This window comes from Streptomyces sp. NBC_01546 (genome assembly GCF_045208355.1).
Classification (GTDB): Bacteria; Actinomycetota; Actinomycetes; order Streptomycetales; family Streptomycetaceae; genus Streptomyces.
The window spans coordinates 8,032,771-8,053,791 of sequence record NZ_CP109379.1; the positions used below are offsets into that span (position 1 = coordinate 8,032,771).

Here is a 21,021-nt window from a genome sequence, read left to right on the forward strand (position 1 = left end):
TCCCGGGAGAACGTACGGAACGCCGGGCGCGGTTCACGCCGACCAGTCCACGGTGGGCAGCGCGAGCAGGGCCCCCGGGTTCAGGTGGAGGTACCAGTCCTCGTCCGGGGTGCCGTACTCGGCTCCCGCAGAGGCGGCCAGCGCCCGCACCGCCGCCGCGAGGGCCGCCGCCTGCGCCCGCTCCAACCGGGCGCGTTCCGCCGCAGGATCGGGAGAGGCCGCCGGATCACGGTCCAGGACGGCGAGCTCCCCGCGCGCCCGGCGGAGGTCCGCCATGGCCCGGGCGAGGGCCGTCCGCCCGTCAGTCCGGTCGGGGTCGGACTGCTCCAACTGCCGTGCGATGTCGTGCAGTTGATCGCCATAGTGCCTGAGGTTGGTCTCCACCGCCTCGCGCATGTCCTCCTCCAGCCGGCCGGGCCGTGAGGCGCTGCGCAGCATGAGGTGGTGGCCCTGGGGATCGCCGACCAGGACGACCGCTGCGGAGCTGCCGGAGCTCTCGCCCTCGACGGTGATCCGGAGCAGGGTGTGCTCCGTGTCGTCCCGGCGGAAGCGGACGTACGAGGTGTCGTCCACCGTCAGCCGCAGCGTGCTGCCGGCCGCGGCGAGGCCGGCCCGTGCCTGTTCAACGGCCTCCGGGGCGGCGTAGAACTCCCTGCGCCGGCCGTCGTGCACGGGCAGCGCGTACCGATGGTCACCGGACACCGTGAAGGCGGGGCGGTCCGCGGTGTGGAGCGGGCGGACCGGTCGGTAGACCGGGAACGACGCGGCGTCCTTGGCCGGGCCGTTCAGCGCGAGCTCGTACGGGTCCGCACCGTTCGCCGACGCCTCGATGCGTGCGTCCTCCGCCCGGTGGGTGGCGAGCGGGGTCGTACCTCCCGTCTCGTACTCGGTCAGCTCGTAGGGGACGAGCGGCCGTGCCGGGGCCGGGGCGTCCGGTGCGGCGGGCGGCTCGTCGGAGGGCGGGGTGAACGTGATCGTCGGAATCGGGTCCGGGTTCGGCTGATCGGCCACCGGTGTGGCCGGGTCCGGCCCGGGCCCGAACAGGGCACCGTGCTTCGCCGTCAGCTTCTCGACGTGCGATCCGTGCAGCAGGCCGATCAGGCCACCGTCGGCCTTGACCTCCACAGTGGTCCCGTCTCGCCCGGTGAGCACCCAGGTGACGTCGGCCTCGTAGTAGTGCTGAGTCCCCTTCGTCTTCTCGCGCTCGTCCACCGTCTCGCTCTGCGAGGAGCTGTGGCTGCCGCCCCGTTCCCCTCCGAAGGAGACCGGTGCGCTGCCGTTCGTGGCGTGGCCGCCGGCGTCCGGGGTGACCGAGGCGGACCAGATCCCCGCGGTCCGTTCCCGTTCCCTCTCCGTCTCCCGCTCCTTGACCCCGGTCTCGACGCCGCTGTCGAACTCGCCGGAGGTCAGGTGCCGGGTCCGGTGGACCACCAGTCGTACGGTGACCTGCTTGCCGCCGGCCACCGGCACCACGTACCCCTCGCCGAGCAACGAGGCGATGTTGGAGCGCAGGTTCCGCTCGGTCGTCAGCACGTCCGCGCGCAGCCCCGCCAGGGTGGTCGGGGCGAGGTCCCGCCGCCGCGGCGCCGTCGTGTCGCCCGCCACCACCCGGTGCGGCAGGGAAGCCGCAGCCGACAGCCAGGGCAGCACCCGGTCCAGTCCGGGCATCGCCAGGCCCTGCATGACCGGGGCCAGGTCCGAGGTCAGCCTCCGCACCGGCCCGGGGACCGCCGTCGGCCCGTTCGGGCGGACGTGCCCGGCCACCGGGACGGCCGGGGTGTGCGTGCCGGGACCCGGCTGCGTCAGATGGTCCGGGACGAGCAGGTGGACCCGGCCGCCCGGGACGCCGAACTGTCGCTTCGGCTCGTGCCCCGAGGGGAAGATCCCGTCCCACTGGGCGCCCCACTGGTCCGTGAACCAGCGGCCGGCCCGGCCGTCCGTGGCCCAGTCGACCAGTCGCGCCGGGGCGGTGAGGGCCGCACCCGCCAGCCGTGCCAGCTGGTGCGGCTCACCGCCGTCGAAGATCTCCACCTCGTAGCGCACCGGGTGCGAGAACTCCTGTGCCTCTCCCGTGAATTCGAGCCCGTGCTGGTCGCGCACCGTGGCCGTGTCGGTCGCGGTCCGGCCCGCGGAGGCCTCCGCGCCGCCGCCGAGCCTGACACCGCCGCGCGGACCGCCCACCGCGGAGGTTCCCCTCACGGTGACGCCGCCCTGTACACCGACTTTGTCGGAGGTGCCGGAGGAGGAGCCGAGGGTGGTCGTGGCCGTGTCGCCGACGGACATGACCACGCCGCTGCGGGGCCGCTCGTACGTCGCGTCCCCGACCTCGGCGGTGGCCCGGATGCCGATCAGGCGGGTGCCGCCTCCGGGCAGTTCGAGCTTGAGCAACTGGCGTACGGACGTGGTCCTGAGGGCGGTGAAGTCGGCGCGCAGCGACTCCTTGGCGAACACCGAGGCGATGCCCCGCAAGAGATCCGTCGGAGTGTCGCGCAGCTCGTCCGGGATGACCTTGAGTTCCCGCAGCGCCTCCTTGATGGCGGGCAGCACCTGGTCCGCGTCGAGCTTCTCCACGTGCGAGACGGCGTGCGCCAGATCGGCGTTGACGTACGAGCGCTGCGCCTGCGGGCCGGACCCGGGTGCCGGGCCCGCCTCGGGCGGGACCGGCAGGCCCAGATCGCGGGCCTGCCGGTCCGGGACCGCCAGCTCGACGCCGCCGGTGACCTTCGCGTACAGGGTCGCCGTGTCGGAGACGGCCTTGTACCGGCCGGCGGGCAGCCAGGTGTGGTGGGTGATCTCGAAGTGCGCGTCGGCACGGAAGCGGTGGCTCGTCCCCGTGTAGGTCAGGGTGGAGGAGACGGTGCCGGCCGAGACCCGACTGGCCGTGTTCGTGTACGTCCTCGTGCCCTCCGCCGAGCCGTTCGCGGCGAAGGCGACGCCCGTGGTGCCGTTGGGACTGGCGTAGACACCGGCGCTGAAGGTGCCACCGATATGGCGCGAAGAGGTGTCGGTGAAGCTGGACTTCGTACCGGTCTCCGTGCTGTGCGACAGGCTGGTCTCACTGCCGGACGTCTCGTGTGCCGGCCCGGCGAGCCTCAGCTTGACCACCAGCGCCTGCGGGTGCCCGCCGGGGCTCGGCGGAAGCGGGAACACCGCGCCGTCCGGGCCGGTGAGCTGCTCGAACTCGGAGCGTAGGAAGCCCGGACCGAAGATCTCCTCGATCTCCGGCGTGAGGCCCCGGCGCAGCGCACCCACCGTGTCGCCCGCATGCTTGCCGAACTCGGTGTCGAGCCCGGTCGGCGCGGCGCCGTCGCCGCGCTCGGCGACGAACGCCGCGGCGGCAGCGGCCACCTCCCTCGTGCCCAGGAACTCGGGGTGGATGCCGCCGAGGCCGGAGTGGGGCAGGGCGAGTTCCCGGGTCTGGCGGTCGCCTTCACCGACCCAGCCCGGTTCGTCCCGGCCCGCGAAGACCGTCGTGGTGCCGACCGTGACGAGATCTGCGGGGTCGTGCGGGGCGGTCGGCAGGTGTTCGTTGCTCACGCGCACCACGGCGGAGACCTCGTCGCCGCCGAATTCCAGGGAGGTGCCGGACACCAGCTCGCCGTCCCCGTCGTGGACGGTGGCGGTGAGGTGGTGCACGGCCGCGTAGGTGAACGCGGTGTGCGCGCCGGTGGACTCCTCCCCGTGGGACGACTTGACCGTGGAGCTCAGGGATTCCTTGTCGTTCGAGAGCGTGGCGCCGCCCGTGAGCTTGACTCCGGGCACCTCGACCCGGACTCCGTGGTCCGTGTTGATCCGCAGCGTGGAGCCCCCGCTGACCGAGAAGGCGACCTGGTCGCTCTGGCCGACCGAGTAGTTCGTGCTCCGTGCCGCCGAGCGCCCCAGCGTGACGTCGCTCTCGTCGGACGTACCGCGCAGCTCTCCGAGCCCGGTGCGCAGGTGCAGGCGGATCTCGTGGTCGCCGGCCTGCAGGGTGACCGGCACACCGGAGCCGATCAGCTTGGTGAAGCGGGCGCGCATGCCGGGCGTGCCGAAGGCGGCCGCGAGTTCGCGCTGGAACTGCCCGTACTCGTCCTCGCCGAGTCGCTTCTTGAGGCCGGAGGCCTCCAGGTGCGAGTCCAGCCAGTCGCGCGCCGCGGGCAGCACCTTCTCGGAGCCGGGGAGCTCGCCCACCAGGCCGGGGCCGAGGCCCTTGCGCGAGGCGAGGGACAGCGGCTCCAGGGGGTCCACCGGGAAGTCCCGCCTGGGGAACGGGCCGAGGAGCCTGCCCGTATCGTCCACGACCATCAGGAACGTGGCTTCGTGCGTGCCCGTCGCGTCCGGCAGGTGGACGTGGGAGTCCTGCCGGAACGCGTCGGCGAGCTGATCCGCATGCTCGTACCGCGGGCTGATCCGGAGCTGGACCGGACCGTGCTGGGCGGCGAAGTCCTCCAGCTCCGCGGCTCCGCCCTCGTGCATCAGCAGCGGCTCGTGCGCACGGGAGAACTCCGGCTGCGGCTGCGGCTGCGGTGCGTGGGCGGCGGCAGCGGCGAGGTTGCGGATCGCCTGCTCCACCGGATGGCGCAGGGTGCCCGGGACCTTGATCGTCCCGTCGGCGGTGATGTCGGTGACCAACAGGGTGCGGTGTACGCCGAGCCTGGACTGCGGGGAGACCTGATCGTGGTCGAGGAGGGTTTGCAGGTCCCCGTCCGCGTCGCCGTGGTCGGCGGTGAACTGCGGATCCACCATGACCAGCAGCGAGAGCTCGGGGTGCGATTCGAGGAACGCGGTGAGCTCGGCGACACCCCCCTCATGGGCCTTGGCCAGGGGGCCGAACAGTCCCGTGAAGTCGGTGGTGTCCAGACGCCGGGCCGCCGTGATGACCCCCTGGTCGTCCGCGTGGTAGCGGAACCGGGGGTGGGGGCCGTTCGCCGGCGCCGGCGCGGTCGCGGGCGCGAAGGAGTAGGAGTCCCGGTCGTCGACGACGGTCACGTTGGGGTGAGCCGTCAACCGGTCCCAGCCGGGTCCGGTGGGAACGCGGCCCTGCGGGACGGCGACCTCGATCGGCTGCCGTTTGGCGATCTTGAGCAGACCCTCGGTGCTCGGCATCCCTCCGGTCGGGAAGGGACGGCGCACGCCCACGTCGCGCTGGGAGACAGGCTCCTGGCGTGCCATCCGCAGCAGGCCGCGGACGGCGTGGGTCGCCGCACGGAAGCGGGACAAGGGGGCCGGGGCGGCTGGGTGGGGTGCGGTCGGGGCGGCGGGCTCGACAGGGTTCGCCGCGTCCGTCGGGGCCGGACCCAGCATGAGCTCCTCGAACCGGGCCGCTTGCGAGGCCGGCACGCCCACGGCCAGCACCAGCCGGGATTCGAACGGCGGGATCGGCTGCTTCGACAGGGACGTGAACTCCACGCGGAAGTCGGCCTCCGCGCGGTAGTCGGCCTGGATCTCACTGGCGAACTTGAGCTTCTGCTTGCTCTTGTCCGAGCCTCCGGCGTCGAAGTTGTGGGCGCGGGCGGTGTTGACCGCGAGGTCCACACCGGGCACGACCACGTACCGGTTCAGCGGGACGAGCGCGGACGTGGTCACCGTCACCGCCGCCTTGCCGCTGTGCTTGCTGCTCGACTTCACGCCGAACGAGTCCGCGAAGTCCTCCCGCACCCGCACCTTGCCGCCGGTGTCCCCCATGTGTTCAAGGCTGGTCAGCCGCGCACCCACCTGGAAGTGACCCGTCAGCGAGCGACCCGGACGACCGGCGGCGGTGAAGACCTTGGACGTCCAACTGCCGCTGGTCCACCACTGGTTGCTGTCCTTGAGCGTCTTCTCGTTGAGGAGGTCCTCGGTGACCTCGTTGAGGAACCTCGCGGCCACGTCCGGCGCCACCTTCGCCGCCGCCAGATGGTCCGCCAGATCGGCCGCGATCTGCTTCGGCGCGACCGCGTTGACGGTGGACAGCACCGCCTTCAGGCCACCGGGGTTCATCACCGGCCGGGGTCCGGTCGAGGGCGTCCCGGCCGGCGGCAGGGACCCCTCGGGGAAGGCCATGCGCAGCCGGTCCGGGATGCGGAAGGTGAACGGGGCGCCGCCCTCGACGCGGATGCCGATCCGTACGTCACCGTCGAACTCGTGCATCTCCTTGACCACGGTCCGGCCGGCGCCCTGGGTTTCCGCCGAGGCCGTACGGGACGTCGCGGTCGTGGTGCCCGCCTGCACGCGCACGGACGGGATCACCCCGGTCAGGGCGCCCGCGTCGAGCAGCTTGACGGCGGTGTCCACGGCGGCGGTGACCGAGGTGTTGCCGCCCGAGGTCACCGTACGGTTCGTCACGGGCTGGTTGCGCGAGGCGAAGCCCGCCAGCTCCTCCTTGGGCTGCGGCCGGTGGTGGCGCAGGTTCTCCGGCCAGGCGGTCAGGGTCACGCGCTGTCCGTCGGCGCGGAAGACGAGGCCGTTCTGCAGGAATCGCTGCCAGGCCGCCGGGTCCTCGCCGGTGGCCCTCGGGCGCAGTCGCTCCATGACCTTCTTCACGGTCCCGGGGTCCATGTCCAGCTTGGCGAGCGTCGATTCGGTCGCGGCGAGCCACTGCTTCCTGTCGGCGTCGCTCCACGGGTGCACGGACGTGACGTACCCGTCGCCCAGAGCCCCGTCCGCGACGTGCCAGGGAACCCGGGGCGGGTCCGGTACGGAGTCGGTGCCGGTGTCGGTGTCGGTGTCGCCGAACGGGACCGCGCCCGACAGGGGACGGGTGCCGTGTGCGAGGGGGAGGTAGCCGTCCGGGGCCGCAACGGTGTCGGGCGGCAGGGCGCCGTCGGGGGGCATGTGGGCGCCCAGGACCGTGTGCTCGACCGCGGCGCCCTCGCCGACGGGGAGCGACAGCCGGACCCAGTGGTCGGGTTCGAGCCGCGGGATGCCGTTGGCGTCCCAGCCGACCCTGTGGGCGACGACGGTGTGGCCGGGGCCGGTGGTGTCGGTGGTGAACGCCTGCCCGGTCGCCGCGGGCACGAACCACAGGGTGGACCGGGGTGCGTAGGCGGTCAACGGCAAGTCGGGGCGCAGCGCGCGCAGTTCGCGCAGGGTTTCGGCGGCGTACGACCGGTCGAGACCACGGCCGAGGTCACAGGCCGCGAACTGCAGCGGCTTGGCGGTGTCCCACACCCCGGTCTCGGCGAGGCGGGACAGTACGGCGGCGAGTTCCGCGGGGGAGACCGGCCGGCCGCGCCAGGTGGGCGCGCCGTCGATGCCCACGACATGGCTGGCGAGGGTGAAGAACCGGTCGTCCCGGGGGAACCGGCCGATGGCGTTCTGGAGCTCGTCCGCCTCGGCGCGGTCGGTGCGCGGGTCGATGAGGTGGTGGGTGTCGTTCTCCCGGCGGGACCTGGTGATCGCGTCGGCGATCTCGTGGACCCGGCCGGCCGTGCCGTTCGGGTTGCCCGGCGTGGTCGCCGTATCCGCGGTGCCGGCGCCGTCCTTCCCGAACGAGGTAGCCCCGTCGAGGTCCTCCAGCGGCGTGGGCTCGTCGCCGAAGATGTCCCCCGGGAAGTAGCCGTCCGTATCACTCAGGGGGGTCGACGGGCCCCCGTCGGCGTTCGACGCCACGCCGACGTCGGCCAGGTCGACGCCGCCGAACTCGAAGTCGAAGCCGGCGAAGTCGACGTCATCGGGAGACTGGGGGACTGCCGTGACGTCCGTGGCCGGGGCTTCGGCCTCGGCCTCGGCCTTGCCCTTTCCCTTGCCGTCCTGCGGGTCGCCGAGCATGCGCGAGAGGAACTTCACCCGGCCTTCGCCGATGCGCCGGAAGTGGGCGCGGACTTCCTCCGGACCGGCGAACATCGCGGCGAGTTCCCCGTACATCCGCTCGTACTGAGGGGCGAAGGCGAACCGGAGCGGACGTACGGGCACGCCCGAGTCGTCCACGGCCAGGAGCGGGCCGCCGCGGAGCGGGTAGGCGGTGTTGGGGGACTCCTGGCCGTCGGAAGGGAAGAAGACCGGGTTGAAGGAGGGCTTGCCCCGGCGGGCCTGGTCCTCGATCGCATCGTCGCCCGGTCGGCGCTCCCCGAGACTGGTGGCGCGGGACTCCTGTGACTCACGGGAGTCGTGGGAGTCCTCGGACATGACCGACGCGGCGTCGTCCTCCCGAGGCGTCACCGCGATGTCCGCCGCGATGTCCGCCGCGGTGTCCGCCGCGGGCTTCGCGAGGTGCGGGGGGACGTCTCCGAGGGGGTTCCAGACCAGGTCGCCGTGGCGGACGTACCGGCTGTAGGTCGTGTAGGAGGAGAAGTCGGCCTGGTAGTACTGGTGGAACTCGTGGAAGAGCCGGGAGACGGCCAGGGCGTCGGCATCCGTCAGCTCCGTGAGCCGGCGCCCGGCGCCGTCGTTGACGAGCACGGGCTTGCCGTCGAGCTTCAAGGCGGCCTCGGCGATCCACTGGAAGGCGGTGTCGCGGTTGACGTTCGCCTTCTTGGAGTGCTTGCTGCGGTAGTAGAAGCCCAGGGGGTCGGAGTCGACCATCATGACGGCGGCTTTGAAGGACCGGGTGTCCGCCTCCGAGTCGCCCCACAAGTACCGGTACTTGCCCATGAGCTCGACGGCACCGCGGTGTTCGGGCTCCTGGTCGTGGGCCCCCTTCTCCTCCCCGTACATCGCCTTCGAGTTCACCTTCTCGATGTCGTGGAACAGGATCGCCTTGACGATGGCGTCGACGGGCACCGTCCGGTGCGGGTCGTCGGCATCGAGGGCGGCGAGCTTCAGGTACTGGCCCACGACCATCTGGGCGTGCTCGAAGAAGGTGTACCCCTCACTCGCGCAGATCTGGGCGTACCGGTGCGCCAGTTCGGGGTAGTCCCGCGTCAGGCGGTCGATCATCCGGTACGTCGGGTTCCCGTTCTGCCAGAGTGCGGTGATCTTCTCTCCGGCCCGGAGCTGCAGTTGGACGTCCTCGTCGCGGTGCTTGCCCATCTCGTTGAAGTCGTGCATGACCGGGGCGTCCGTCAGGTTCCGGTCGGCGAGGACCTCATCGGCCTGGCGGGAAAGGATGTGGGCGATCTCCGCGTGGGAGGCCCAGGTCAGGACGGTCTCCGTCATGAAGTGTTCGACCGATGCCTCGTCGTGGTCCGGGTTCTCGATGTCGTGGTCGAGGATCCTGAGGTCGGGGGCGAGGTCCGGGTTCTGTGCGAAAGCTTCACTGTGGTCCTGCAGGAACACCTTCAGTTCCTCGAGACGGCGGTCGTAGCTGGCTGCCGAGGTCTCGTCCAGCAGCGGGTGCGGCATGCGCTGGGCGGGAAGCTGCCGGAACTGCTGCCAGGTCACGTAGTGCGTGCGCAGCTGGTTGGAGATCCGCCGGAGCGCGCCGGGCTTGTTGCGGTGCTTCTTGCCGTCAAGCCAGGGGTTGTGCTGGCCGAGGAGCTGGCGGCTCTCGACGTCCGGGATGTCGAGCCGGCGACGCAGCTCGTTCACGTGGACCACGCGGCCGTGCTTGGAGAACCGTGCGTCCGGATGGTCCGGGCTGACGCCGTCCGCGTCCTCGTAGTACGTGATCAGCGAGTGCGGCAGCATGCTCTCGCGCAGCAGCGCGAGGTGTTCCCCGCGGATGCCGAACTGGTTGCGGTCGCCGGGCTGGTCGGTGTTGATCGTGCGGTCGGTGTTGGGGGCAAGGCCGTTCAGGATCGGAGCGGGTGCGGAACCCGGGCTCTGCGCGGCGTACTTCAGCGGGTACTGGTCCTTGTCCCGCGCGATGTCGGGTCCGGGCGCGGCGAGATGCGAGTCGTCACCGCGGAAGACGTCACCGGGCGCGTTGACGTCCTCTTCGGGGACGGAGGTCGTCGTGATCTCGCGGTAGACGTCCATCGGGATCAAGTAGGACCGGATGACCGGCTTGTTGACCGTGGGGTCGTCGGCCTTGTACTTCATGGCCCAGGCGATGGCCCGTCCGGGAGTGCCGACACCCGTCCAGATGACGGTGTCGTTCGTCCCGCCGGTGCTCAGTACGATCCGCCCGGTGTCGGGGTCCTGCTGGATGTCCTTGAACTCGACGGATGTGGCCCGCCCCGGGGTGGTCGGGTCGACCGTGAGCTGCACCTCGCTGACCACCGTGGTGTAGAAGCGTACGAACGGCTTTCCGTCGACCAGCTCGACCTCCACCTCCCCGCGGTGGATGAAGTTCGGCTCCCGGAACACGTACTGCTTCTTCCCCGCGTCGTACACCAGGGTGGAGTCCAGCGGACGGCTCGGACCCGGGTAGCTCACGCCCGGTATGCCGATGGCCGGGGTTTCCCGCTGCGGTGGCCGGGACGGCCCCTGGCCGGAGCCGACCAGGGCCCGGGGGCTCACCTCGCGGAGGGTCACCTTGGTCCGGCCGGACTCGACCCGCTCCAGCGAAACGACCTCGAAGCGGGCGTCGGGCGCGAAGACCACGCGGCCCTCGCCGAGTATCTGCCCGGCGTCCCGGGCGGTCAGCGGGAGCACCTCGAAGACCACGTTGTGGTCCGGGGCGGGCCGGTGCCGAGGCCCGGCCTTCCAGCCGGCGTCCGGTCCGAGCAACTGGTCGAGCGGCAGCGCGGAGTGCTCGGTGCCGCGGTTGTCGGCCTGCTGCCGGAGCGCCTTGACCTCGGCGAGATTGAGCAGGGCGCTGTGCCGTACGGGCTTCTGGTGGCGGGGCAGGGCCTGCTGGCCGTTCCTGACCGCCGTCGCGGTGGGATGGCCCTGCTGCCCGGCTTCGTCGCGCAGGGTCGCGTTGCCCCTGGCATGGCCGATGGCCAGCGCCAGGTCCAGTTCCTTGACGGCGCTGCCGTCGAGCCGGCCGAGCAGGTTCGCCGCGTCGGCGAGGTACGGAGCGTACTCGTCCCGGACCTCGGGGATCCGGAGCTGGGTGATGATCGTGCTCTGGCGGCGCACGGCGGCCTTGGGACCGTCTGCCGCCGTGTGGTCCTCGTCGATCGCGCGTCCCCGCGAGGAGACGACGAAGTCGACCATCTCGGCCGCCCTCGGGACGTTCTCCGCGTCCGCGGCGGACCTGATGCTCAACCTGAGTGCATCGACGATGGAGTTGGCGCGCTCGGTGCCGGTCTTCTCCGCGGCGGGGGCGAACCAGTGGTTGCCACCGGCGTTGACGTGGATCTGGAGCCTGCCCTCCTGCTGGAAATGACGGCGCTTCAGCTCGGGGAGCAGCTCTTGGACGAACTTGTGGAGCTGCTGCCCGACGGCCGGATCGAGGGTCTTGCCACCCTTCGTGAACGACACGGTCAGCTCATGGGCCCTGAACAGTTCGCCGGCCATGCTGACGGAGATGGAGACGGAATCGGTGTCGGTGCCGAATTTGACGGCGTCGGGGTGCTGGTCGCCGGGTTCCGTGGCCGGGGGGAGAGCGTCGTCGGGGTGGTTGTTGGGGTGGGTGGCGGTGTGGGTGGGGGTGTGGCCGGGGTCTCCGGTGTCGGTGTATTCGTGCCAGGCGGCGTTGTCGGTGAGGATGGTGGGTTTGCCGTCTGGGGTGATGCCGATGTGTTGGGCGGTGACGAGGTGGCCGGTGGTGTCGCTGTGCGGGGTGGGTACGTACCAGACGGGGGCGTTGGCGGCGAGTGCCGTGAGGGTGTCGGGGGTGGGGGTGGGCTGGCCGTTGGCGCGGTGTGTCCACAGGCCGCTCATGACGGTTTTGACGGTGGTTTCGTTGACGGGTGTGGCGAGCTCGCAGGCGGTGAACTGGATGCGGGTGATGCCGTCGAGCTTGCCGGTGTCGTGGGCGGTGATGAGTGCTCGGAGGGTGGTGTCGGTGTCGGGTGCGCCGTCGGGGCCGGTGTGCATGCCGACGACGAACACGCCGGGCCGGGGCGGGAGCGCGTCGAGGGCGTCGGTCTGGGCGGTGCTCAGGTTGCCGACGGTGATACCAGCGGGGATGTCACGGACGGGCGTCAGACGGGCGAACGCCTCCAGACCTGACGCCAGGTCGTCCGCGATCAGGTCCGCGGGCCGCTGCCAGAACGGCAGGGTGTGGCCGTCGGCGTCCAGCAGCGCCGGGGTGTGGCCCTGGTCCAGCAGGAAGCGCTGGGCCAGGATCCGGACGTCAGCGGTGATCCCGGTATCGGGAGACGACGGCTCCAGGCCCTCGAACCGCTGGAGCCGCTGCACGACGTCGGCGATGGCCACCAACCGTTCCCGGTCCCCGGAAGCCCGGGCGACGGCCGTATAGTAGTCATCGAAGATCGCGTCGAGATCCCGCCGTACGGTGTCCTCCTCCGGCACGTCGTCGTCCTCGTCGCGCAGCCAGGGCGAGGCCCCCTCGGGCTCCTCGGGCGGCTCGGTCCCCTCGATCCTGCGGCGCAGTTCCAGGTAGGAGTCGGCGTGGAGCCGCCGCCAGTCGCGACTGCGGCTCGGCTGCCGGTCCAGCACCTCGCGGATCAACGGGATCACCCGGTCCTGGGAGTCGGCGCCGTCCAGGAGCGCCGGCCAGGACTCCTCGGGCAGCACCTCCGAGAGGCGACGCCCCGCGATCTGCGGGTCCGGGCCCTGCCACAGGAAATCGACGGGGCCCGACAACGTCTCACGGGGTTCCAGCCCGAGGGCTACTTCGTCCGGGAACCTCCCTCCCGGCATGGCCGTGCGGAGTTCGTTCTCGGTCAGGGGCGCCAGCGAGCGGAACCTGCTCCAGTTGTCGGCGTAGTCCAGCACGTCGTTGCCGAGCACCGTCCGCCCGAACTCGCCGGCCGCCCGCATGATCTCGTGGAGCGAGTGGTGGTGGACCGGAAGCATGTCGGCCAGGAGGGCGAGGCGTACCAGCTGGTAGTCGACCGTCAGGCCCCACTTCTGGCTCATCTTGTGAACTGCCTCGAGCACGAAGTACGTCGTGTTGGAGGTACCGGCGCCCAGGAGTCCGCCGGACTCCTGCGCGGTCGCCTGGGGCCAGCTCGCCATCTGGATCGTGCGGTGGTTCTCGCCGGGGAGCCAGGCGAGCCGGCCGTTCTCGAGGGTGTGACGCCGCTCGCGGTCGCTCAATGGCGGCACCACCTCGTCCGCACGCAGATCGGTCCGGACCAGCTGCTTCACTTCGGCTTCGTAGGCATCCCGGTCCGGACCCGGCGGCATCGCGTCGAGCCGCGCCTGCATCGCGTCGCGGCGCTGGGCGATGTCGGGGGACGCCTGCCTGTCCCACTCCTGCTTGAGGACCTGCGGCATCGTCTTCTTGAAGCCCACCAGCTGCTTGAGGACATCGCCGTGCACGGCGAGTTCGAGCAGGTACATCTGCTCGCGGAGGTTCCCCTCCCTGACGACCCGCTCCAGCTCGGCGAGGTCCGTGCCGACGGACCCGCTCCCGGTGTTGGCATCGCTGCCCAGCTTGCGACGCAGGTCGGGTCCCGCCTTGTCCCAGAGCGCCTGCACCAATTGCTGCACCTGCCGCTGCACCGGCTCCAGCCCGGCGATGAACTCGCCCAGCGGGCGCTCGGCCTGCCGGGAGGCCTCCGTGTAGTTGATCCGCAACGCAAGCCGCGCCATCGGGCTGTTCGCGTTCACACCCGGGTTGGCGTGCAAGGCCTGCTCCAGTCGCGTCAGCATCGCCAGCGGCAGACCCACCAGGTCGGCCTCGGTCGCGGCCTGCCACGGCTGGAGCCCGCCGCCCTCGGTGAACACGCCCGTGACGGTCACGTGGGTCAGGTCGTCCTTGCCGACCAGCAGCCGGCCCTCACCCGCGTCGACGGCGCGACCGGCGGGAACGGTCACCTCCAGCAGGGTCTGCCCGCCGAGCGGCGGATGCTGCGTCGTCAGCGCGGCCCACGGCTTGTCGCCCGTACGCAGGAACGCGTCGGACTGCCCCGTCACCTGGTGCACGGAGTTCGGGAGCACCAGGTAGGCCGTGGTCACCTCGGCCGTACGGGGACCGAGGGCAGCCAGCTCCGCCCGCCAGTCGGCGGCGTCCTCGGCCTCCGCCACGTCGGTGTCCGCGCGGGTCTGCTCGCTGCCGGCGCCGTCGGCGGGCGGCGGAACACTGGCGTCGGCCTCGGTTCCCGTACCCGGGGGCGTCACGGTTGCCGTGGCTCCGGGTCCGTCACCGCTCACCGTGTCGACATCGGGGGACTGCTCGGCCGGGCGGGACCGGAGGCGGGTGAAGGTGGCCATGCCCATGGCCAGGTCCTCCGCGATCCGCCGCTCCATCCGCTTCCAGAACTTCGCGGTGTCGGCGGCGGCCGGCAGAAGTGAAGGGGTGTAGCCCTGGTCCAGCAGGAGGCGCTGCGCCAGGAACCGGACGTCGGCCGTCATCCGGGTCTCCGGCGACGGTTCGAGGCCCGCGACCTTCTGGAGCTGCTTGAGCAGCTTGGCGACGGCCGTCAGCCGCGCCTTGTCCCCGGAGGCAGCGGCCACGCTCTGGTGGTAGACGTTGAAGATCGTGTCGAGCTCTGCCCGTACGCCGTCCGAGGGCTCCGCGGGCGGCCCGTCGCCCTCGATCCGGGCGAGCAGCTTGAGGTAGGAGTCGGTGTTCAGCGTCCGAAAGTCGCCGTGCTGTCCGTCCAGCACGTCCCCGAGCAGGGCGGTCGTCCGGTCGTCCGGGTTCGCCAGCAGCGTCGGCCAGGACGCCTCGGGCAGCAGGCGCGACAGTGGACCGCCCGCCGTGTCCGACCCCTGGGGCAGCAGGGACGTGAGACGGGCGAACGCCGCCATGCCGATGGCCAGGTCGTAGGAGCGGTCCGCGCCTTCCTGCCAGTAGTCCGCGGTGTAGCCGTCGGCGTCCAGCAGCGACGGGGTGTAGCCGTGGTCCAGCAGGAAGCGCTGGGCCAGGAACCGGAGGTCGGCCGTGGTCGAGGGATCCAGATCCTCGATGGTCTGAAGCAACTCGACCGTCTCGGCGATGACCTTCAGCCGCGCAGGGTCGTCGGCGGCGGAGGGCATGGAGTCGTCGTAGTGATCGAAGGCGTCGTTGATGCCTCGCATGACGTCGGCGTCGAGTGGCGCGGGCTGGCCATCGCCCTCGATCCGGGCACGCAGCTTCAGGTAGGTCTCGGCGTTCAGCGTCCGCCAGTCGCTGTGCTGCCCGTCCAGCACCTCCCCGAGCAGCGTGGTCATCCGGTCGTCAGGGCTCTCCAGCAGCTCCGGCCAGGACTCCTTGGGCAGCACCCGTGACAGGGGGCCGTGCTCTGCCGGTTCGGTGCCGAATTTGACGGCGTGGGGGTGTGGGCTGCCGGGTTCGGTGGTGGGGGTGAGGTTGTTGTCGGGGTGGTTGTTGGGGTGGGTGGCGGTGTGGGTGGGGGTGTGGTCGGGGTCTCCGGTGTCGGTGTATTCGTGCCAGGCGGCGTTGTTGGTGAGGATGGTGGGTTTGCCGTCTGGGGTGATGCCGATGTGTTGGGCGGTGACGAGTTGTCCGGTGGGGAGGTACCAGACGGGTGCGTTGGCGGCGAGTGCGGTGAGGGTGTCGGGGGTGGGTGTGGGTTCGCCGCTGGCGCGGTGTTGCCACAGGCCGCTCATGACGGTTTTGACGGTGGTTTCGTTGACGGGGTTGGCGAGGTCGCAGGCGGTGAACTGGATGCGGGTGATGCCGTCGAGTTTGCCGGTGTCGTGGGCGGTGGTGAGGGCCTTGAGGGTGGTGTCGGTGTCGGGTGCGCCGTTGGGGCCGGTGTGCATGCCGACGACGAACACACCCGACTGAGGCGGGAGTTGATTCAGGGCCTGGAGCTGCGCGGTGCTCAGATCGCCGACGGTGATCCCCGCGGGGATGTCACGGACGGGCGCGTTCGGCACGGTCCAGGAGCCGGGGCCGTTGTTGTCGTGGAGGACGGAGCCGGATTCCGTGACGTTCTCGATGGCTTCGAGGTACGCCCGGGGGAAGGTGCCCTCGGGGAGCGTGAGTTGGGCCATGAGCCCGGACGCGTCGGCTTGCTCGGGGGTGTGCCGGAACAACGACCGGGCGTCGTGGTAGCGGTCGGGCAGACCGGCGTAGTGCAGCAGCTCGTGCAGCAGCATGGCGTCGTCGCGCTTCGCTGATACCGGGTCCGCGTCGTCGCCGTGCAGGCGGAAGTTGAGCTGGTCGGAGTCCCGGCCGGGTCCGCCGTCCTGGCTCACGGTGATCCAGTCGCGTCCCTTGGGGCCGTCCTGCGGCACGGGCATGGGGACGAGCCGGACCTCCATGCGGAGCTGGTCCTTGGTACGGGGCAGCTCGAAGCCGAGGTTCACGTGGGCGTCGAGGAGACCCTGCATCCGGTCCCGCAGGGCGGCGACCTCGGCCGCGGAGTACGAGCCGTCGGTGGCCACGGGCAGGGTGACCTGGACCAGGCGTACCGCTCCGCCCGGCCCGCCGTCCTGCGCGGGGACGTTGAAGCGCTGCACCTCGGCGTTGATGAGGGTGGCCCTGCCGTCCAGCAGGCCGCCGCCGCGGCGGTCCGCGGTGCCGGAGTACGGCCCGGGGTCGTCCGGGTCGGCCGCGGGGTCGAAGCGTTCGGTACGGATCCGGGCGGGCGGGGGCACGTCCTCGCGGCCAGGGGCCCACTTCCAGCCGGACCACTGCTCGGGGGTGACCGGCCGGTCCGTGGGGGTGACCTCCTCGGGCTCCCTGCGTCCCGGCTGCGAGTACGGGGAGTTCTCGGGCACGGCGGGACTGGTGCCCTGGCGCTCGCGCTTGGGGTCCAGCATGTCGGTGTCGTCGTCGCTGTCGTCGCCGCGGCGGCGTTTGGGGACCGGGTTGGCTTCGGTCATCTCGACGTCGGGGTTGGTGAGGGACGCGCGGTACTCGGCGGCCCGTTCGTCGGGGAATTTCCCGTCGACGGCCACGTGGGTGCGCAGCTCCGCCTCGGTCAGCGGCCCGATGTCGCGGTAGTGCCCCCAGTCGGGGGCGGTCCGGGAGTCGCGGGCCGGCATTTGCAGTTCCTCGACAGCGGCCAGGTGGCCGTAGACGGCGGACCCCGCCATGACCTCGGGTACGGAGTGGTGCCCCTGACCGACGAAGGTGGCGAGCAGGGCCAGCCGCAGCGCCTGGTGGTTCACGGTCATCGACCACTGATCGGCCATCAGCTGGGCGTACTGGTGGAAGTAGAAGGCGGACCCGGACGTGCCGGTCATGACCAGACGGCCTTGCTGCTCACTGGTGAGCTGGAGCGGCGTGTTCATCTTGAGTTCCAGCTTGGCCGCGCCCGGTATCCACCTCAGGGAGCCGTGGCGGTCCAGGGCCTTCAGCCGCTCCGTTTCGCTCAGCTCCGGCGTGATCCCTTCGGGCCTGAGGTCCGTGCGCAGGGTCTTGGCCAGCGCGGACCACGCCGCATAGGTGGTCTGGTACTCCGGTGTATTCGTTCGCCCGGCCTTGCTCAGCCTTGTGACCTCGCCGTCGAGCGTGCGGAACCCGGTGTACTCGGGCCGCTCCTGCCGGGTGGGGCGCTCGTCCTTGATCTCCTTCGGGTAGCTGGCCAGCTGGTTGAGCGCAGTCGGCAGCACCTGGGTGGAGATGGCGTGGAAGACCAGGGTCATCCGCTCGCGCAGATTGCCCGTCTGGACGACGCGGCGCAGCTCCGGCTCCTTGTTGCCCACGATTCCGGGCATGGTGGCCTCGTTGCTGCCGAGCTTCCCCCGCTTGTCCCGCGGGAGGCGCCGCCAGACCGTCTCTGCCAGGGTCTTCGCGACCTGCTTGACGTCGTCCCGGCCGGCCAGGTAATCCGCGAGGCGCCGCTCGTACGTCTGCGATTCCTCCAGGTAGCGGATCCGTACCCGGTCCTCGATCGAGGCGTCGGGCGCGTTGACGGAGCCGGAATCGCCCGGCTCCGTGCCGAACTTGACGGCGTCGGGGTGCTGATCGGCGGTCGCGGGGGTGCGGACGTGCGCGTGGACGGCGCCGTCGGGGATGTCGCTGGTACGGGTGTCGGTGTGGTCGGGGGCGTGGTCGGGGCCGCCGGTGTCGGAGTACTCGTGCCAGGCGGCGCCCTCGGTGAGGACGGTCGGCTTGCCGTCGGGCGTGATGCCGATGTGATGGGCGGTGACGAGCGCAGTGTCGGCGCCGGTCGTGGGGACGACCCAGACGGGGCCGTCGGCGGCGATGGCCTTGAGGGTGTCGGGGGTGGAGCTGGTCTCGCCGACGGCCCGGTGCTTCCACAGGCCGCTCATGACGGTCTTGACGGTGGCCTCGTTGACGGGCGCGGCCAGGCTGCAGGCGGTGAACTGGATCTGGGTGATCCCGTCGAGCTCGCCGGTGTCGTGGGCGGTGATGAGCGCCTTGAGGGTGGTGGCGGCGTCGGGCGCACCGTGCCGGCCGGTGTGCATGCCGACGACGAACACGCCGGACCGTGCGGGCAGTTGCTGGAGCGCCTTGAGCTGGGCGGCGCTCAGGTCGCCGACGGCGATGCCGGCGGGGATGGCGGGGGCGGGTGCGTCCGGCGCCGGGGGCGTGTCGTCGCCGTCGTCGTCGCCCGGCGGAGGGGTGTCCGGCCCCTCGGGGGTGGCGGTGACGAACGTGCCGTCGGGGTCGTCGCCGCTTCCGCTGGTATCGGTGCCGGCACCGGCGTCGGCGACGGTGCTCCCGGAGTCCGTGTACGCCGACTCGACGACGACGGCGGTCAGCGGCGTGTGGGCGGTTGCCGGGGTGAGCACGTCGACGGTGCGTTCGGGGCCCTCGCGGAGGACCGGCCCGCCGGGCGCCGTGGCGGTCTGCCCCTCGCCCGCGGGCCGCTGCCGGGTGTCCTCGGAGGTGAAGGGGTTGTCGCCGCCTTCGGTCTGCAGGAAGGCCGGGTGCGTGAGGTCCTCGTCCGCGACGGAATCGTCGTCGTCCACGATGAGCATGTCGAACTCGGGAGCGGAGGAGACGGTGTCCGGCGGAGCGGTGGTCCCGTTGTCGGAATCGGCCCCGAACAGCGGGTGGTCGGCGAACTCCTCGCTGAAGGGCCGGTCGGGGGTGATGGTGGGCAGGTCGAACCCGCTGCCGGTGTCGCTCTGGGTGGCGACGTTGGGTACGTCGTCCAGCGACCCGGAGGCCGGGACGTCCGCGGCGTGCGGCGAGTCGGAGAAGAACGGGGTACCGGTGAAGGGGTTGGAGAAGACCCACTTCACCATCGCCTTCATCTCGGCGGTGACGCTGGGGTCCGGCGTCTGGGAGGTGGGGCGGGGTACCGGCCAGGGCGCGGGGTTGCCGGTCATGTTCGCGACGAACGAGGCGATGTTGATCGGGTGGAGCAGGCCGAAGTACTTGTTGTCGTTGGGGTTCTCGGAGTACTGGTGCTTGAGGACCCAGTCCTGGTACTTGACCATGACGGGCTCGAACATCCGGTGCAGACCGCTGCCGAGCAGGCTCATCGACACGCCGGCGGCGAACGGCCCGCCGCTGACCTCGAACGTCCCGTCCCCGAAGACCACGTTGTAGAAGCCCTCGCTGAGCATCTCGTGGGTGCCTTCTTGCAGGGTCGACGAGATGGCACCGCCCAGCTGGTACAGGGGGTTGCCCTGCAGGGGGTTCTCCTGGAACAGGACCCGCTGGAAGAAGCCCTTGTGCTCGGAACGGTTGAAGAGGTTCGGCATCGCGTCCGCGAGGTTCCTCAGCGGCTGGACGTGCGCCAGATCGCCGAGGGCCTTGGTCAGGGACTCGGAGAGATCGCTGTGGTCGGCGCCGAGACGGACCCACTTGCGGGCCAGCATGTCGCCGAACTCCCGGCCGGCGGCCTTCATCTCCGCCTTCAGCGCCGCGTCGGCACCCTCCAGCGCCAGGTGCTTGGCGAAGATGTCGCCCATCTTGTCGGCGAACGCATCCGCGATGGTGCCCTCGCCGAACCGCAGGAAGCCGGTCTCCAGCTGACGGTTGACACTGCCGAGGAGATCGCCGACTTCGTTGGAGAAGTCCTGCCGCGCCTGCTTGGTGGCCAGCAGGGATTCCAGCCGCGGCGGCACCTCGACGTCGGCCTGGCGGCCGGCGCTCCCGGCTGCCCCGGACGTCTTCGACGCCGAGCCCGCGGGCTGGGTGGCGGGGGCGTCCGCCGCGCCGGCGCCGACCGGCTTGCCCGCGGCCGGGGCGTCCGGCCGGCCCGCCGAGCCGGGCGTACCGGCAGAGCCGGGCGTGCCCGCCGTGCCGGGCGCCGTGCCGGGCGCCGTGGCGGGGGCGTCCGGCTTGGCGGCGGCGGGGGGCGTGGTGACGGCGTCACCCGCGGTCTCGGTGCGTACCGGGGTCGGCGGAGCGCCGTCCGGGACCTTGTTGACCGGCGTCTTCGCCGGCAGCTCCGGCTTGTCGATCGGCTTGGGGCCGTCCAGCTTGGATCCCGCGCCGGCCGCGCCGCCCGGCACGTCCTTCCCGGCGTTCGAGGCACCGTTGCCAGGTGTCTTGTCGAGCGTCTTGTTGATCTTGTCGTCGGCCTTGCCCTTGAGCGCGTCGTCCACCCGGCGGCTGAGGATCGAGGCCGGGCTGCGGCCGCCCAGGAGCCTGCCGAGCAGCTTGCCGCCGTAGTGGAAGACGATCTCCAGCGGACCGCCGACCAGACCGGTCAGTGCACCCTGCTTGATGGAGTCGATCATCGACTCCATGTTCCACTCCTTGGTGTGGCCCGCGCCGAGCTGGTACAGCTGGATGACCAGGTCCAGGAAGATGCCACCCGTGATGCCGATGAAGGTCTGGCTGAGGATCGTGCTGAGCAGCCACATGAAGAGGCCCTTGAGGCCCTCACGGGTCATCGCGAACATCACCGACACGGGTCCCCACACCGAACCGAAGGTGAAGACGGAGAAGATCGTGGCGAACAGGATCTGCGCCAGCAGCTCCACCAGCTGCAGGATCGCCATGATCTTCGTGTACTCGACCTGGTTGGCGACCTTCAGAGCCACCTCGGAGAGCTGCTGAGCGAGCTCCGCCGTCTGCTCCAGCTGGTTCGCACCCGCCGTCTGGCCCGTCAGGTCGTTCATCGACACGACGAACGAGGAGGCCGCCTCGCCCTTGAAGTCGCCCTTGACGATCGGAATGAGCTCCAAGACGTAACCGGAGAGCGTCGTGAGGTCCTTCGCGATGTCGGCGTAGTGCTCCGACACCCGCCGCATGAGGTCCTCGTCGGCTTGGGGCCACTCCATGCCCGTCACGAATCCGAGGAAGTCGGCGATTCCCTTGGGCGGATTGATGGACAT

1 protein-coding gene is annotated in these 21,021 nt (G+C 71.1%); it reads right to left on the bottom strand.

Features of this window, described 5'->3' with window-relative positions; translation table 11 throughout:
• Positions 1-33 precede the first annotated feature (33 nt).
• Positions 34-21,021, bottom strand: coding sequence for a hypothetical protein (locus tag OHA89_RS36675; RefSeq protein WP_406368030.1), 20,988 nt, complete (start codon positions 21,019-21,021; stop codon positions 34-36).

What these genes read in the sequence shown, in the direction of transcription:
- OHA89_RS36675 (WP_406368030.1), bottom strand. Translation starts at nt 21,021, where the DNA reads ATGTCCATCAATCCGCCCAAGGGAATCGCCGACTTCCTCGGATTCGTG.